The sequence below is a fragment of the Stenotrophomonas sp. genome (genome assembly GCF_032103445.1).
Lineage (GTDB): Bacteria > Pseudomonadota > Gammaproteobacteria > Xanthomonadales > Xanthomonadaceae > Stenotrophomonas.
In genome coordinates this window covers 112,870-126,899 of the sequence record NZ_DAMDFR010000004.1, presented here as the reverse complement: position 1 = coordinate 126,899, position 14,030 = coordinate 112,870, and the positions used below count along the sequence as shown (strand labels likewise).

Genomic DNA, 14,030 nt, shown 5'->3' with positions numbered 1-14,030 from the left:
TCGATACGGTAAGGCTTCGCCCGACACGATAGGAGGAGATTCATGGCAGAGCTCAAAGAGAACCTGTTGGACTGGCTCCGCGACGCCCACGCGATGGAGCAGCAGGCGGAGACCATGCTCAAGGGGCAGGCGTCCCGCATCGAGCACTACCCGGTGCTGAAGGCGCGCATCGAGGAACACATTCAGGAAACCATCGGTCAACGCGAACTGCTGGAGGGGTGCATCAAGCGCTTGGGCGGCTCGCCGTCGACCCTCAAGGACGTGATGGGCAAGATGGCAGCCTTCGGTCAGGCCGTCGGCGGCATGACGGCCTCCGACGAGATCGTCAAAGGCGCGATGGCCGGTTACGTCTTCGAGCATTTCGAGATCGCCTCCTACACGGCCCTGATCGCCGCAGCGAAGACGGTGGGCGATGCAGAAACGGCCCGGATCTGCGAAGAAATCCTCGTGCAGGAAGAGGCGATGGCCGACTGGCTGGCGGCCCACCTGCCCGAGGTGACCGAAGAGTTCATGGTGCGCGACGCCACGCCGGGCGTCGAAGCCAAAAAGTAACCGCTGCGCCGCGCCGGCCGGGTTCACGCCCGGCCGACGCGGCCGGGCCTACAACGAAAGGCCCTAGGATTGGAGGCGGCTGGCATGCCCAGGCCCATCTGGAGTGGTTCGTTGTCCTTCGGGCTGCTCAACGTTCCGGTGTCCCTCATGTCCGGCGAGCGTCGCATGGATCTGAGCTTTCGCATGTTGGACGCACGAAACAAAAAGCCCATTCGCTACGAGCGGGTCAACGCCGAAACCGGCGAAGAAGTGCCTTGGAAGGACATCGTCAAAGCCTTTGAATACGACAAGGGCAGCTACGTCGTCATAGAGAAAGAAGACATCGCCGCGGCCGCCCCCGAGACGCACGAGTCCATCGACGTGGAGGCCTTTGTCGACGCCGAGAGCATCGGGCTGAGGTTCTTCGAAAAGCCCTACATCTTGGTGCCCGGCAAGAAGGCCGAAAAGGGCTATGTCCTGCTCCGAGAGACCCTGAAGGAAACCGGCAAGGTGGGCATCGCCAGGGTGGTCATCCGCACGCGCGAATACATTTGCGCGGTGATGCCCGAAGGCGATGCGTTGATCATGATCCTGCTTCGCTACCCGCAGGAGTTGGTGGCTCCGGACGAATACAAACTGCCGCAGGGGGGGGCGTCGGACTACCGGGTTGCGCCCAAAGAGCTCGAAATGGCCAAGCAGCTGATTGAGAGCATGACCTCTGAGTGGGAGCCGGACAGCTACCAGGACGAGTTCCGCGAGCGCCTGTCCGACATCATCAAGAAGCGGGTGAAGCAGGCCGGAGCCACGACCACCTTCGAGGAACCGGAACATCGCGAGGACTCGGCGACCAACGTGGTGGACTTCATGGCGCTGCTCCAGAAGAGCTTGGAAACCAACAAGCGCACCCCGGCGAAAGCAACGCCGGTGAAGACCGCCTCCAAGTCCTCCACCAAAGACAGCAAGCCTGCCAAGAAGGCCGCCATAAAGAAGGCCCCAGCAAAGAAAGCCGCAAAGAAAGCCCCCGCCAAGAAGGCTCTAAAGAGCGCCTGATCACCCAAGGAGAATCCCATGAGCGACGACAAGAAGAACACCGGCAGCCCGGACCGCGACCGCATCAACGTCAACGAAGACTACGAACTCCAGTATTGGACCAAGGCGCTGGGCGTGTCCGCCGACGAGCTCCGGGCCGCCGTCAAAGCCGTGGGCCCCACCGCTGCGGCCGTTCGCAAGCACCTGGGCAAGTAACGAGGAGCCGTCATGTCCTTGGTCGAATACCGCCGCAAGCGCCGCTTTGACCAGACCAAGGAGCCGGAGCCTGGCAAAGCGCTGCCCCAAGGGCAGCGCGCCATTTTCGTGGTCCAACTCCACCACGCCAGCCGCCGGCACTACGACTTCCGGCTGCAAATCGGCGACGCCCTGAAGAGTTGGGCCGTCCCCAAAGGCCCCAGTTACGACCCCAAGGTCAAGCGCATGGCCGTGGAAGTAGAAGACCATCCCGTCGACTACGCCAGCTTCGAAGGCGAGATCCCCAAAGGGCAATACGGTGGTGGGCACGTGGCCCAGTTTGATCACGGCGTCTGGGCCACCCAAGGAGACCCAGAGGCACAACTTGCCAAGGGTCACCTGCGCTTCGAGCTGTTTGGCACCAAGCTCAAAGGCGGGTGGCACCTGGTCCGCTCCGGCAAGCCTGCCCGTCAGCCGCAGTGGCTGTTGTTCAAGGACGACGATGCGTATGCGAGCGATCTGGAAGCGGACGATCTGCTCGCCGATGTGTCGGCGGCCCCAACGGCAGACATCAGGAGGGCCGGCGGCGGTAAAGCCGACAAGAAGAAGCTCAAAGCCCTCCCTGCAAAGCGTGCGCGACGGAAGAACTGGGCCAAGAAGGCCTTGGTCCTGCCCAAAGCGAAAGAGGCGGCTCCGCCTTCCGGCCCCTTCGAGCCCCAGTTGGCCACGCTGGGGGAGGCCCCGCCGCAGGGCGACCAATGGGTCCATGAGATCAAGTGGGACGGGTATCGGATCCTCGCAACGGTCGCCGATGGGGCCGTCCGGCTCTGGTCCCGCAACGCGTTGGAGTGGACCGACAAGATCCCCGAGATACGCGACGCCGTGGCGGAGTTGGGCCTTACCTCTGCTGCCTTGGATGGCGAACTCATCGCCGGATCGGGCACCAAGGAGGACTTCAACCTGCTCCAGGCGACATTGTCCGGGGAGCGGCAAGGCGCGCTGGCCTACGCGCTCTTCGACCTGCTCTACATCGATGGCGTGGACGTGGCCGCAGCACCTCTGTTGGAGCGCAAGGCGCTCCTGCAGGAGCTGCTGGCGGGCCAGGCCGGCCACTTGGCCTTCAGCTCTCACGTCCAAGGCGACGGCAACGAAGCCTACCGCCTGGCTGGCGAACAGCACTTTGAAGGCATCATTTCCAAGCGCGCCGATCGCGGCTACCACCTCGGCCGCAGCGACGACTGGCGCAAGACCAAGCAGCTGGCCAGCGACGAGTTCGCCGTGGTCGGTTACACGGCCCCCAAGGGCAGCCGCAGCGGCTTTGGCTCGCTTTTACTGGCCAAGCCCGACGCCAAACACGGTTGGCTCTACGTGGGCCGGGTGGGCACCGGGTTCTCCGACGCCTTGATCAAGGACGTGAGCAAGAGGATCCAAGGGGGAGGCAAGAAGCCGACGGCCTACGTGCCCACCGAGGACACCGATCTTCGCTCTGCCACGTGGTTCGAGCCGCGCTTCGTGGTGGAGGTGTTCTATCGCGGCATCGGGGGGCAGCAACTGCTGCGCCAAGCCTCCTTGAAAGCCGTGCGGGCCGACAAGGAAGTGAATGATTTGGCGGATTCGGATCGCGCCGCCCCGGCGAAACCGGCCCGTGGCAAACGGGCATCGGCGGCGTCTTCTGCCCGCAAGACCGCCGCAACGCCTCAAGTCGAACGCGTGCCCCCCAAACTGTCCTCCCCGAGCAAGGTCCTTTTCCCTGGCGACGGCTATACGAAGCAAGACGTTTGGGATTACTACTCGGCAGTGATGGATCACCTGCTGCCCGAGGTGATCAACCGGCCCTTGTCGATCATTCGCTGTCCCGCCGGCACTGGCAAGCCTTGCTTCTTCCAAAAGCACCACACCGCCGGGCTGGAGCTGGTGGACTCGGTCAAGCTGAAGGAGGACAGCGGCATCAACGCCCACTACCTCGTAGTGCGCGACGCGGCCAGCTTGCTGGAGCTGGTCCAGTTCAATGCCCTGGAGTTCCATCCGTGGGGAAGCCACGCGGAGGAGCCTGACCGTGCCGACCGGGTGGTATTCGATCTAGACCCCGGCCCAGATGTGCCTTTCGCGGAGGTAAAAAAGGCTGCCACTGATATCCGGAAGCTTCTGGCCCAACTAGAGCTGGAGTCCTTCCTGCGGGTATCTGGAGGCAAGGGCCTTCATGTCGTGGTGCCCTTGAATCCCGGGTGCGACTGGGACCTGACCAAGCGCTTCGCCAAAGGATTCGCCGACGCGTTGGCCCAGTCGGAACCTCAGCGGTTCTTGGCCACCGCCACCAAAGCCCTTCGAAACAAGCGGATCTTTGTCGACTACCTGCGTAACGGTCGAGGTGCCACCGCAGCGGCGTCGTATTCCCTGCGGGGTAGACCGGGCGCGCCTGTCGCGATGCCTCTGGCGTGGAGCGAGCTGCCAAACCTCAAACGGGCTGACGCGTTCACGATCAAGGACGTGCCGGGCAAGCTGAAACGTCGCCGCAAGGATCCCTGGGAGGGCATCGATGCGTTGAAGCAGAACTTGTCGAAATGGGCCCGAAACGACTAGCCGCTATCCCCGCGGTCGTGTCCGAGCGTAGACGGGCAGACGCGAGCGTCGTTGGCAGCTGCCGAGCACGTGATGAGCACGCGGGCTTGATGCCGGCTCCTGTCCAATGAGCCTCATGCAGTGCGATGCTCCCGCTCCGACCCCGGTGACCGTCTGGACCATCGGGCATTCCACTCGACCTTGGGACGAGTTCTTACACCTGCTGTTCGCACAAGGCATCTCGGCGATCGCGGACGTGCGTCGTTTCCCAGGATCGCGTCGTCACCCTTGGTTCGCATCCGAGCAGATGGCTAAAACGCTGCCAGCGCACGGCGTGGAGTATCTTTGGATTCCTGAACTGGGCGGGCGGCGCAAGGTGCAGCCGGATTCGCCCAATGGTGCGTGGGACAACGCCGCGTTTCAGGGCTACGCAGACCACATGGCGACCGCCGAGTTCGCCGGCGGGCTATCGAAGGTGCTTGCACTGGGGGGCGAACATCGGACCGCGCTGATGTGCGCGGAGGCACCGTGGTGGCGTTGCCACCGACGTCTCATCTCCGACCTGCTGACGCACCGGGGCCATGAGGTGCTGCACATCGTGTCCCACGCCGAACCCAAACCGCATCCGCTGAACCCGATGGCGCAGGCCGTCGGGCCAGCGCTTGTCTACCCACCGGCTCAGACGGAGCTGTTCTGAACCAACCAGTAGGGCGATCGCGTGTCGGGCCCGCCCGGCGCATTTTCTCCCTATCGAAGCTATGCGGACATGTCGGCTGCCTTGCAGTTGGCGCGCGCTTGCCGCACGGTGTTGTTGATAGACGACGGGCAGCCGCGCAACCCTGCCTGAATCGGCTTAGGCGGTCGTCCCTGGTCCCAGCTTCAGGTAATGGATCGGAGGCTGCCCCGTCAGAAAGTTGGCGTTCTCCTGAGGGATTCAGACTGGCTTTCGATCTTCATGTCTGCCATGAAGTAGTCTGGGATGGATGGTGAAGCGCAGGTTAGAAAACGATGCAAGGGGGAGGGGAGTGAGGAGTGCTCAGTATGATTCGCTTTGCAGCGCGCTCGATAGGATACATGGACAGCAAGCGCTGACGGATTTCGCCTCGGATTGGGGCCTCCACCGCAGTCCCAGCGAGGATGGCACAGTGGAGGTATGGAAAGGCGCGGCGATGGGGGCCGGCGTTGAGATCTTGTTGCTTCCGCCCGTGTCCGCTTCCAGCGACTGGGCCATCTCGACGCTGGTCACGGTCGGAGGCCGGGTCGAGCATGTCAGGCGGCGTCCGTTTCGGATCTGACGAAGAGTGGCTGCTAAACGCCTACCACGGCTTTCCTTGGTGCAGCCAATACTGGGTCAGCAGGGAGGCGGTGCGTCGGTTCGTCGACGTCGACGCCAAGCCAGGATCTGTCCCACCACGGCCGTGAGCAGCAGCAGGGCATTGGTCACCACAAACACCGTTGACCCCAAAAGTGCACTGTAGGCGGTGAACAGGGTCGACGCGGTCATCTGACCGACAAACAGCCATTTGGAGACCGTTTCCGGATGGGGAGACTGCCACTGTTTGATCATTTGCCGGACCAACGTGGCTATCAACACGGCGGTTGCAGTCCAGCCAAGAACATCAGGATGCATGGCCGCTCACCCGTCCTTTGGGTCGTGGACAGTTGAACCGTCTTGGCCGTGCGCCGGGCGCTTATGAGGCTCCTCAATGATTTCCTTGTTGAGGATGCGAACCTCGCCCACCATCAGCAGGCGCATGTCGCGCACGATGTAGTCGGCCAACGCCTTATCGGTGATGTCATCACCGGCGATGTCCAGCCGGAAGCCTTGGCCCTGAATCCCGCCCCCGTTGCTGAAATCAATCTCGAAATCAAAGCACACCCGCTTCTCCATGTTGCCCTCTCCATCGGTGAGACTGGGCGGCACTGAAAGGCCGCTTACTACGCTTAGAAGGCGATCATCGGCGTAAGGAGGGCAGCCCACAACTGGCCCCATGCCCGGATCTGAGGGCAGGCTCTCTGCCGTTCCCGCTTTCGGCGGTCGTAGAGTTTCATGTCCGCGCGATTGATGGTATCGGCCACCGATTCCGAGGGCCGACCAATGGCGCAACCGCCGGAAAAAGCGGATCGGTGCAGGTCAGCGTGGCCGAAATAGTGCGGCGGGCGTTGAACGATTTCTGACCGTGCCAGCACCCGTGGTGGTGCCCGTGTGCGACAAGATCCTGGCTTGCGGACACTACATCCACGGTCGCCAGTGGAAGCACCCGGAAACCCTCCGGGCCGTGTTTGAAAGTCGGCTCTACCTGCACCCGGCTGATCCGTCTGACGACACCGCAAGCGCTTGGAACTGGGTCAAGGCATGCTCGCCAGCGCAAGTGTGGACGCGCATGGGGGCTCCAACCCCAGCAGAGCTTGAGCGGGTCATACAGGCCGATACGAAGGCCCGAGATGCATTGCTTGCTCCGCGCTTGGAACTATCCGAGGAAGAAACGAGGCGATGCTTTGACGTTCGATTGATCGCCGGACTGGCCATGACCGTCGCCCGGAAAGGATGGCCAGGGGCGCCATTGATGCATGGCGCGTATGGCCGCCACTGGATCATCGAATCGACCGCGAGAAAGAGGGAAGATATCCTTCTGCAGGACATCGGATTGCGTGTCTGGGCCGAGACGATGGCCATGAAGGCCAATCGCGCCACCCAGCAGGCTGCATCCGATAAGACACGGGGCTCCGAAGGGTTCTTGGTGACGCACGAGGTGGGGAACTGCTGAAGCCGCTCCTGGGGCGCCCCCGGTAGCCGCTTTACTTTCGACGATTGCACGGTAGAACCTGGGGATGGACACGAAAACCACCCCCAGCATCACGGAGCTTCTCGAAACCTTTGAGCCCGAGGCGTGGGCCTCGCCCCCGACGTCGACCATCGCCAACCACGTTCAACGCACGTTGGGCGAGGGCGACCATCACCCTGCGCAGGTTCTCCAGGCTGCCGTGGCGTTTCTCCAGCAGCCGGTGGAAGGCGTGGACGGGTTTGGGGACCTGACCTGGGTCGCAGGGCCTGCCGAGCAGGGGTGGCCCTGGGTGAGGTTGGCGCTGGACTACGACGGCGAGAAAGCGGAGCTGGCGATGCTGGGGCCCATCACCCCGGAGAGCGTGGATGCCGCGCTTCACGACGAAAACAACGAACGCATCAGCGGGATCGTGCTGGACTACATCGATGAGCAGCTCGATGAAGAGGACCGCGCCGACACTCTGGCAGCCATCGCGATGGACGGGGTGGCGTTTCGCGAGCGCCAGCACCACGCTGAGCACCTCCAGCAGACCTGCGGTCGGCAAGCCTTCCTGGACGAAGCCGTGGAGAAAGGCGATTTGAAGCTGCTCCAGGCAGCATTGGGCCTGGGGGCGGCCGTCAATGCGCCGCGGATCGGCGGCAACACCGCGCTGCACGAGGCGATAGAGCGGGGGCACACGGGCTTGGTTGACCCCCTCCTTGAGGCTGGGCGCGGGTCAACGTCTTCAACCATGCCGGCATGACCCCGCTCCATTTGGCGTCCGACAAAGGCGGCACGGAAAGCTGCTTGCGGTTGATCGCCGAGGGCGTGGACGTGACGCTGAGTGACTTCCAGGGGCGAAGCCCCGTGGCACTGGCCCAGGGGAAGCCGGGGTTGAGCCGTTGAGGGTTTACAGTGGTCTCGCAAAACGGCAGGATCGGGGTTTGACCAACCCCAAGGGAAAACCGTGGCACTGACGCTCGAAGAAATCCGCAAGAAAAAGGCCGAAGCGGAGGCCTTGGTGGCCGAAATGGAAAAGGCCGAAGGCGACGCGCTGGCGGCCGAAGCAGTGGCCAGCTTTGCTGGCGTCTACGAGACCTTGCAGCAGTTTGGGCCGCATTACACGACCAAGCAGAAGAACGATCTGAAGGCGCTGCTGGAGCCGCGCCACGCTGCCACAACCAAGACGGGCACGAGCCGCCCTCCCAAGTTCCAAATCCCGGACGGCACCACCTGGGCAGGCACTGGCCGGCAACCCAGCGCTTTCCTCGCGTGGGCAGAAACCGCTGAAGGGAAGGCGTGGAAAAAGAAACACCCGGACCAAGAATGGCCGGCGCATCCGTTCAAGGCCTGATCGGATTTTCAGCGTTGCAGACAAAGCCCCGGTTTTCCGGGGCTTTTTTGTGGGCGTTGAACCAAGGCAAGGCAGAGCGGGGGCTGGGGCGGGAGCCCCGGCCCTGGGCCGTTCCTCCCCGGAGGGGGCTTTTCAGGCGCGGCCCCGGGCCGCGTTCTTTTAAAGTGCGTTGGAAAAAGGGCGGGTGGGGCCTCGGCTTCCACCGGGCCCGGTGCTGGGCGGGAAATGTGCTGCGGTTCAAGTTTTCCGGCGATCTGCGGCCCTTATGGCGGTTTTGATATTTAGTCGATAAAACGTAGGGTGAAAGTATTGCGATTTTTTTGAGGGGGCTTAGTTTGAGTGGGTAGTGAGGGAATGCCCCCTCTTCAAAGGTTTTCTAATGATTGCTTGCGCTATTGGCCGGTCAGGCTTTGTTGCCCTTGGTTATCGGGGGGTCTTCTAATGGCCCACCACCACGCCAGGCCCCTCCAACTCAAGTCGGGCGAATGGGGCGCCCGGGTGCCCGCCCCGAATGTTCGGAACGGCGACAGGCTCACTGTGGTTGCCCGGAGCGGCAGCTCCTGGGAAGCCGTGGTGGTCGGCGTGGTTTGGCAAGGCCCGGAGGTCGCGATTTGCCAAACCGCCCGGGGGCTCATGCAGTGCGGGTGCTGCGGGGAAGTGGGGCAGAAAGGGGCCTACCCCTTCTCAACGTATCCGGCAGAAATGCAGCGTTGCGACGATTGCGGGGGGGCTGCATGAAACCCCCAGCAACGCGTCGCCGCCGCTATTTCGCCTATCAACGCCGCTCTGGGTCCACGTGCTACTTCGACAAGGACATGCACGCCCACCTCCAGCGGTATCCCCACACCATCGGCCATTACCAGCTCACGCGTTTCCTGGGCACTTCCGCGTTGCTGACCGCTGAAGAAGCGGCCGCCCAAGGATGGATGGCCAAGCCCAGCCGGAGGACCGCATGAGAAGGCGCTACGTCCTCTGGCCCTCACAAGCAGGGTTCGAATGAAAGAGTTGATTGAAATCGAGAACGCCGGTTACCGCCACCGGGTCAAATACATGTGCGACTCAGAAGATGGCTTTGGCGTAGTGACTCGCCAGGAATACAGCTACCTCAAAGATGGGATTGTGGTCTGGAGTCAAGAGTTTCCGGCGGGCGTTTCGTTTCGCGAGATGGCCCTCGTTTTTATGGATTCGGGGTTGTATGTAAGAGCAGACCTGAAGGAGAAGAGGAGGAGCGGATGAGCCGCTACACGCTACAACCCAAGCGGAACAACATGCCACTTGTGGAGACCATCCACGAAACGTGGATTGACGCGCCTAGCAAAGCCGCGTTTCAAGCCCTGGCCGCCGCGCAAGGCCTGAGCATGCGCGCTGCACTGGCCCAGCTCATCGAGCAACACGCCCAGATTCGAGAACCGTTTTCCCCTCGACGCCCCACGCCTTGGACCGGAGAGGCGGCGAAGGGGCGAGAGCGCTACAAAACCGCGCTCCCCAGTGTGCAGGTGGCTCCCCAGGTCGCCATGGCCCTGCTCATCGACGCCAACCGAATCGGCATTCGTCAGCCAGAAGCCGTTCGCCAGTTGGTCTGGCGATGCATCCACGCCAGCGCTTGACGAATCGGACTCCCTTTTGGGGGGTGGGGCCAAGGACAGCCACCCGGAGGCTGGGGCGGAAGCCCCGGCCCAGGGTCTTTCCTCGCCAGAGGGAGCTTTTCAGGCGCGGCTTTGCCGCGTTCTTTTGAGCTCTTGAGGAGAAAAAGCAACGTCAAAAGCGGCTCAAAGCAAAGGCAAAAAATGGCGTGGAGAAGCGGCGGGAGGGGCCTCGGCTTCCGCCGGGCCCGGTGCTTGGCTGTAAATGTGAGTTATTTCAGGGTTTTCGTATTTTCTGCGGTTTTCCGTCAGTTTTTGTTTTAGTCAGGAAAATGTAGGGTAAATCTATTGCGAAAAGTTTGTTTTCTTTTACCTTGAGATCAGAGAGGAGCGCTGATGCTCTTTAAAAAAGGAAGCCCCATGTTGACGTTCTTTGCTTTTTGCCTCTTGGCTGGATTGGTCGCCGGACTGGCCATTGCTGACCGACTGGATGCGCTCTGATGAATACCCGCAGCCACACCCAAGCGCCCGCCCGGTCCTCCATCGCCACCACCTCAGCGCTCCTGCGATTCCTGTTCGACGCCATGTCAGGGATGGGAGCGGCCAAGCTGGGATGGGAGATGGTGACCGACCCCAAGGCCAAGCTGTCGGACATTGCCCTCGGCGTGCCGCTCTGCTTGGCTCCCGCAGTGATTGCGGCCACCTGGGCGCTTTGCCTGTTTGGCATTGCCCAGCATCACCAGCTTTTTTGAAACTCGAATCCCTGACAACAACGGAGGACCCCGCTCGTGCGAAAACTTTTCAACAAACTGCTCAACATCGCCCTTTTTGGCATGGTTCTGTTCGCCCTGGACCAAGTTCCGGAGCGCTTGGGACGCATGTCCAAAACCGCCCAGAACCTGGTTCAGCAGGTGGGCTACTCGGGCCCCATGCAGGGCATCCCTTCTGGCGTGCCAGACGGTTATGAGTTTTGATGAGCCCTCGTTGGCCACCTTCTGAACTCGTGCGCCTCGCCTGGGCTGCGCGCCGGGATCTTCTTGCCAGGCAGCACCTGCTTCAGGCGTTCCAAGAGGGGGCCGATTTCCATTCCCCTCTGTCCAGTAGCGATCTGAACAATGACCTGTTCGCCGTCGCCGGGGATTGCGTCGCGGGCGTGGTGGTTCGGGAGCTGACGGGCGTCAAGGACGCCGAAGAGTGGTTGCACGCGTTTCTTCGCGCGCACGACTTGCATCAAGCGCTGGCACCCGCAGTGGGAATCGCTGCCAAACGGCGCTTCTGATGGCAGCGATCCTCTGAGTAGCGGGGGCGGCGAATGGTCCTGATTTACGTGTTGGGGGCGGCCGCTGCCTTCGCGCGATCATTGAACGTTTTGCACCATTCGAGCATGTCTTGCACGTCCTTCAGCAGTTCGTCCGGATCCGGAAGCCAACTGGGGGTGTCGGTGGGTTGGGAGTGCTCGAATGCCGAATACTTCGTCATCATCCCGTCGATCAGTGCGCAGTCTGCTGGGGTGATGGCACTAAGCCGCTGTAGCTTGTTGAGCGTGTTGATCTCGCGCCGGTAGCGGTTGATGACGCCAGAACAAAGCTCGTCCTCTACAGAGCGCTCAACCAAGATTCGGAAGTTGCTGCAGGCGGCCTTCAGGGCAAGCTCTTTCAGCGGCGGATCGAGCTTCTTGAGCTGTCCGATGCTGCTGACCATTTGTCCCAAGCCGGACTGTGGCTTCAAAGAGAAGGTGTTGATCTGCGCCGGCATGCCGGTTCTGCTTCCGTCGCGGGCGATCGATTCAACCGCGACCTTGACCGTAGACTGATCGAGGTTGGCCCGCTGCTTGGCGGCACTCTGCAACAGGACCATCAGTGACAATCGATGCGTGAACACGATCACCTGGCGACGCTCGGCCAGATCTACCAGGCGTTTGGCGACCGCCTCCTCAAAGCGCTGATCCAGGGAGGAGATGGGGTCGTCGAAGATCACGGGCATGCCCCGTTCAAGGCCCGTCGCGTCGGCCAGGAAGGCCGCCAATGCCACGATGCGTTGCTCACCCTCGCTCAGGATCTCCCGATTCTTCTGGGCGCCTTGCGCGTCCTTCAGCTCCACGTAGAAGGTGAACGCGCCTTTGCCTTGGGAGCGATACGACATGCGGACAGGAAGCGAATGGCCCCCCAGCGCCCGCAACTCGGCATTGAAGCGGTCGCAGTAGCCCTTGGCCAACTCCGACTCGCCAATGTCATTGCTTTTCGTCGTCAACTGGCTGGTTGAGGTAGACCGAACAGCAGCCTCCACCGTTCCCACGCGTTTGAGGCGGATCACGTCGGCCCATACCGCATCGCGCTGCTCCGACAGCCACTGTTGTGCTTTCAGCTCTGCTAGGCGGGTTTCTTTCTCCTTCCGCCCCGTCGGGTCCAGCAAGCCCGCGAGCGCATCGCGATCAGCGCTGGTGGTCTTGACCTTCTGATCGTAGGCGTTGGTCCACACCGACCACTCCACCGCCGGAGCCGCCGTGGCCTCTGCCATGGCTTTCAATCTCGCATGGATGGCCTCAAGCAGCTCAGTGGCTTGGGCGGCTTCCAAGCCAATAGCGGCGCACTGGGCCTGCCAAGCGACATCGGTGAGAGGACTGGGCAACGCTTTCTTCAGCGCCGTCAGCGCGTCTTCCGCGCTCTTAGCTTCTGTCTGCAGGGTGTCGTTGAGGTAGCTTTCAAAGCTGGCCAAGCGGGCCTTGCCGTCGTCTCCCAACGGTTGCTGGCAGAGGACACAACGGGATTCGTCCCCAACGTGGGGGAAAGGGTGGTCACGGTAGGCAAGACCTGTCGAATACGCCTTTGCAGCGTCCCAAAGGGTTCGCCACACGGCGTCTCCGACGCCTTTGAGCGGCAGCCCATTGAGGAAGGCCGTGGCATAGGCGGTGGCGGCCTGGCGCTTGACCTCTGCATTGCTGCGGGCATCCAAGAGGGCTTGGGCCTTCTCGCCGTTCAAGCTCTCCTTCAATGCCGAGATGCTTGTGGCCATCTGCGACAAGCGTTCTAGCTCTCCGACGGCCTTGGCGTGGGCCACTTCAGGGTTCGCCTGGGCCAGTGCGGTCTCCAGCGCCAAACGCTCATCGTTCAGTGCCGCGGGGAAGGCGCAACGCTTGTTGATGTCCTCTTCGGTCAGTTTCGCCGTCAGCGTGCGAAGAAACGTCGCGACGCTGCTCTGGGCGTGATCTTCCGGGATGTTGGGCAGTTTGCTGGTGAGCTTGGCTGCACGGGCCTTCAACTGGGTGGCGAGATCGTCTGAGATGTGGATGAGCATCCCGACGAACCGCATAGCTCGGGGAAGATGGGTGGCGGTGGTGGCGCTGTCTCCGAACTCCAGCGCTGTGGCTGAGTCGAAGACCGGCACCGCTTTCAATGTCGCGTGGGGGCCGTCGGATGCTTGCCAAGTGAGATCAGCAGACGATGTCGTGCCGTCGGATCGGGTCGCCGTGACTTTGATCAGGGCAGAGGCAGCATCGGGATTCTGCTTGAACACGTTGCCGTGGATAGATCCCTTGGCCCGCGCGCCACAAACGTGCTTCATCAAACGGGCGTAGCCCGATTTCCCGGCCCCGTTGGGTCCGTAGACCACGGTCATCTGGCCTTGGCTGAGGTCCAATGCCGCGTCCTCGCCAAGGGCATTGACGCCGCAGATGGAGGAGACCGAGTCGATGCGAAGCTCAGCGGCGGTGGGTGTCCCCAAGATGGTTCCCGGTGCCAACGCCGGGTGGGGAGCATCCAGCTTCTTGGCTGCCTCGGCCAGGCAGTGATCCGCCAGCGCCTCCATCTCCTCTTCGTTCGGCATGCGGCGGTGCTGGATCACCGTGGAAGCGGCCATGCGCAGCCAGCTTGGGCGGCCATTCAACCACTCTTCCAGAGTCGTAGGCGCAGCGGCCCCATTCTTGTTCGCCATCGGTCACTTCCCCTGTGAATGGCCAGAGCCAGGAAGGCTCCGTTCCCCTTCCGCAATAGTGACGCGGGTCACATTTGGAGGCAA

18 protein-coding genes are annotated in these 14,030 nt (G+C 62.2%); 15 read left to right on the top strand and 3 right to left on the bottom strand.

The genetic code is table 11. The annotated features are described in order from the left end of the window. Positions 1-42 precede the first annotated feature (42 nt). The 5 genes from RT551_RS02980 to RT551_RS02960 all read left to right on the top strand — a co-directional run bounded on the left by RT551_RS02980 (position 43) and on the right by RT551_RS02960 (position 5,011). A complete protein-coding gene (locus RT551_RS02980; RefSeq protein WP_049427000.1) occupies positions 43-552 on the top strand; it encodes a DUF892 family protein in 510 nt (169 codons plus the stop codon). A gap of 84 nt (positions 553-636) precedes the next feature. After that, the gene (locus tag RT551_RS02975; RefSeq protein ID WP_024957538.1) at positions 637-1,581 is read left to right on the top strand and encodes a Ku protein; all 945 of its coding nucleotides are present in this window, start codon (positions 637-639) and stop codon (positions 1,579-1,581) included. Between the two features lie 18 nt (positions 1,582-1,599). Next, positions 1,600-1,776 (top strand): DUF3606 domain-containing protein, encoded by a 177-nt coding sequence (locus RT551_RS02970; protein WP_008266817.1) that lies wholly within the window; start codon positions 1,600-1,602, stop codon positions 1,774-1,776. Between the two features lie 12 nt (positions 1,777-1,788). Continuing rightward, positions 1,789-4,335 carry a DNA ligase D gene (ligD, locus tag RT551_RS02965; protein WP_008264674.1) on the top strand — a complete coding sequence of 849 codons (2,547 nt, stop codon included), beginning with the start codon at positions 1,789-1,791 and terminating at the stop codon, positions 4,333-4,335. Between the two features lie 106 nt (positions 4,336-4,441). After that, complete coding sequence (locus RT551_RS02960; RefSeq protein WP_024957540.1) at positions 4,442-5,011, top strand: DUF488 domain-containing protein; 570 nt, start codon at positions 4,442-4,444, stop codon at positions 5,009-5,011. Positions 5,012-5,665: 654 nt separating this feature from the next. Here RT551_RS02960 and RT551_RS02955 read toward each other — a convergent pair. Together RT551_RS02955 and RT551_RS02950 are read right to left on the bottom strand one after the other, a co-directional pair. Continuing rightward, positions 5,666-5,944 carry a hypothetical protein gene (locus tag RT551_RS02955; protein ID WP_080354857.1) on the bottom strand — a complete coding sequence of 93 codons (279 nt, stop codon included), beginning with the start codon at positions 5,942-5,944 and terminating at the stop codon, positions 5,666-5,668. 6 nt (positions 5,945-5,950) lie between these two features. Then, a complete protein-coding gene (locus RT551_RS02950; RefSeq protein ID WP_049427005.1) occupies positions 5,951-6,205 on the bottom strand; it encodes a hypothetical protein in 255 nt (84 codons plus the stop codon). 313 nt (positions 6,206-6,518) lie between these two features. Between RT551_RS02950 and RT551_RS02945 the strand changes: the two genes are divergently transcribed. From RT551_RS02945 to RT551_RS02900, 10 genes are all read left to right on the top strand, one after another. After that, positions 6,519-7,082: a hypothetical protein gene (locus tag RT551_RS02945; RefSeq protein WP_146264675.1), complete on the top strand. Its 564-nt coding sequence runs from the start codon at positions 6,519-6,521 to the stop codon at positions 7,080-7,082. A 64-nt stretch (positions 7,083-7,146) separates the two neighbouring features. Next, positions 7,147-7,842 (top strand): ankyrin repeat domain-containing protein, encoded by a 696-nt coding sequence (locus RT551_RS02940; RefSeq protein WP_049427010.1) that lies wholly within the window; start codon positions 7,147-7,149, stop codon positions 7,840-7,842. Further along, positions 7,839-7,985 carry an ankyrin repeat domain-containing protein gene (locus RT551_RS02935; protein ID WP_080354855.1) on the top strand — a complete coding sequence of 49 codons (147 nt, stop codon included), beginning with the start codon at positions 7,839-7,841 and terminating at the stop codon, positions 7,983-7,985. Before RT551_RS02940 ends, RT551_RS02935 begins: the two co-directional genes overlap by 4 nt. A 61-nt stretch (positions 7,986-8,046) precedes the next feature. Further along, the gene (locus RT551_RS02930; RefSeq protein WP_049427012.1) at positions 8,047-8,433 is read left to right on the top strand and encodes an H-NS family nucleoid-associated regulatory protein; all 387 of its coding nucleotides are present in this window, start codon (positions 8,047-8,049) and stop codon (positions 8,431-8,433) included. A gap of 815 nt (positions 8,434-9,248) precedes the next feature. Further along, positions 9,249-9,389: a hypothetical protein gene (locus tag RT551_RS02925; protein WP_162792537.1), complete on the top strand. Its 141-nt coding sequence runs from the start codon at positions 9,249-9,251 to the stop codon at positions 9,387-9,389. Positions 9,390-9,429: 40 nt separating this feature from the next. After that, entirely contained in the window at positions 9,430-9,669 is a 240-nt protein-coding gene (locus tag RT551_RS02920; RefSeq protein ID WP_040008402.1) for a hypothetical protein, read from the top strand. Continuing rightward, on the top strand, positions 9,666-10,040 hold the full coding sequence (locus RT551_RS02915) for a hypothetical protein (RefSeq protein ID WP_100468038.1): 375 nt from the start codon (positions 9,666-9,668) through the stop codon (positions 10,038-10,040). Before RT551_RS02920 ends, RT551_RS02915 begins: the two co-directional genes overlap by 4 nt. A gap of 476 nt (positions 10,041-10,516) precedes the next feature. After that, positions 10,517-10,768 (top strand): hypothetical protein, encoded by a 252-nt coding sequence (locus RT551_RS02910; protein WP_100468039.1) that lies wholly within the window; start codon positions 10,517-10,519, stop codon positions 10,766-10,768. Positions 10,769-10,804: 36 nt separating this feature from the next. Continuing rightward, positions 10,805-10,990: a hypothetical protein gene (locus RT551_RS02905; RefSeq protein ID WP_049452601.1), complete on the top strand. Its 186-nt coding sequence runs from the start codon at positions 10,805-10,807 to the stop codon at positions 10,988-10,990. Next, entirely contained in the window at positions 10,990-11,295 is a 306-nt protein-coding gene (locus RT551_RS02900) for a hypothetical protein (RefSeq protein WP_157806598.1), read from the top strand. Before RT551_RS02905 ends, RT551_RS02900 begins: the two co-directional genes overlap by 1 nt. A gap of 44 nt (positions 11,296-11,339) precedes the next feature. Here the strand turns inward: RT551_RS02900 and RT551_RS02895 are convergent, their stop codons facing one another. After that, positions 11,340-13,946, bottom strand: coding sequence for an AAA family ATPase (locus RT551_RS02895; protein ID WP_227851959.1), 2,607 nt, complete (start codon positions 13,944-13,946; stop codon positions 11,340-11,342). Positions 13,947-14,030: the final 84 nt, after the last annotated feature.

What these genes read in the sequence shown, in the direction of transcription:
- RT551_RS02980 (WP_049427000.1), top strand. Translation starts at nt 43, where the DNA reads ATGGCAGAGCTCAAAGAGAACCTGTTGGACTGGCTCCGCGACGCCCAC.
- RT551_RS02975 (WP_024957538.1), top strand. Translation starts at nt 637, where the DNA reads ATGCCCAGGCCCATCTGGAGTGGTTCGTTGTCCTTCGGGCTGCTCAAC.
- RT551_RS02970 (WP_008266817.1), top strand. Translation starts at nt 1,600, where the DNA reads ATGAGCGACGACAAGAAGAACACCGGCAGCCCGGACCGCGACCGCATC.
- ligD (WP_008264674.1), top strand. Translation starts at nt 1,789, where the DNA reads ATGTCCTTGGTCGAATACCGCCGCAAGCGCCGCTTTGACCAGACCAAG.
- RT551_RS02960 (WP_024957540.1), top strand. Translation starts at nt 4,442, where the DNA reads ATGAGCCTCATGCAGTGCGATGCTCCCGCTCCGACCCCGGTGACCGTC.
- RT551_RS02955 (WP_080354857.1), bottom strand. Translation starts at nt 5,944, where the DNA reads ATGCATCCTGATGTTCTTGGCTGGACTGCAACCGCCGTGTTGATAGCC.
- RT551_RS02950 (WP_049427005.1), bottom strand. Translation starts at nt 6,205, where the DNA reads ATGGAGAAGCGGGTGTGCTTTGATTTCGAGATTGATTTCAGCAACGGG.
- RT551_RS02940 (WP_049427010.1), top strand. Translation starts at nt 7,147, where the DNA reads ATGGACACGAAAACCACCCCCAGCATCACGGAGCTTCTCGAAACCTTT.
- RT551_RS02935 (WP_080354855.1), top strand. Translation starts at nt 7,839, where the DNA reads ATGACCCCGCTCCATTTGGCGTCCGACAAAGGCGGCACGGAAAGCTGC.
- RT551_RS02925 (WP_162792537.1), top strand. Translation starts at nt 9,249, where the DNA reads ATGCACGCCCACCTCCAGCGGTATCCCCACACCATCGGCCATTACCAG.
- RT551_RS02920 (WP_040008402.1), top strand. Translation starts at nt 9,430, where the DNA reads ATGAAAGAGTTGATTGAAATCGAGAACGCCGGTTACCGCCACCGGGTC.
- RT551_RS02915 (WP_100468038.1), top strand. Translation starts at nt 9,666, where the DNA reads ATGAGCCGCTACACGCTACAACCCAAGCGGAACAACATGCCACTTGTG.
- RT551_RS02910 (WP_100468039.1), top strand. Translation starts at nt 10,517, where the DNA reads ATGAATACCCGCAGCCACACCCAAGCGCCCGCCCGGTCCTCCATCGCC.
- RT551_RS02900 (WP_157806598.1), top strand. Translation starts at nt 10,990, where the DNA reads ATGAGCCCTCGTTGGCCACCTTCTGAACTCGTGCGCCTCGCCTGGGCT.
- RT551_RS02895 (WP_227851959.1), bottom strand. Translation starts at nt 13,946, where the DNA reads ATGGCGAACAAGAATGGGGCCGCTGCGCCTACGACTCTGGAAGAGTGG.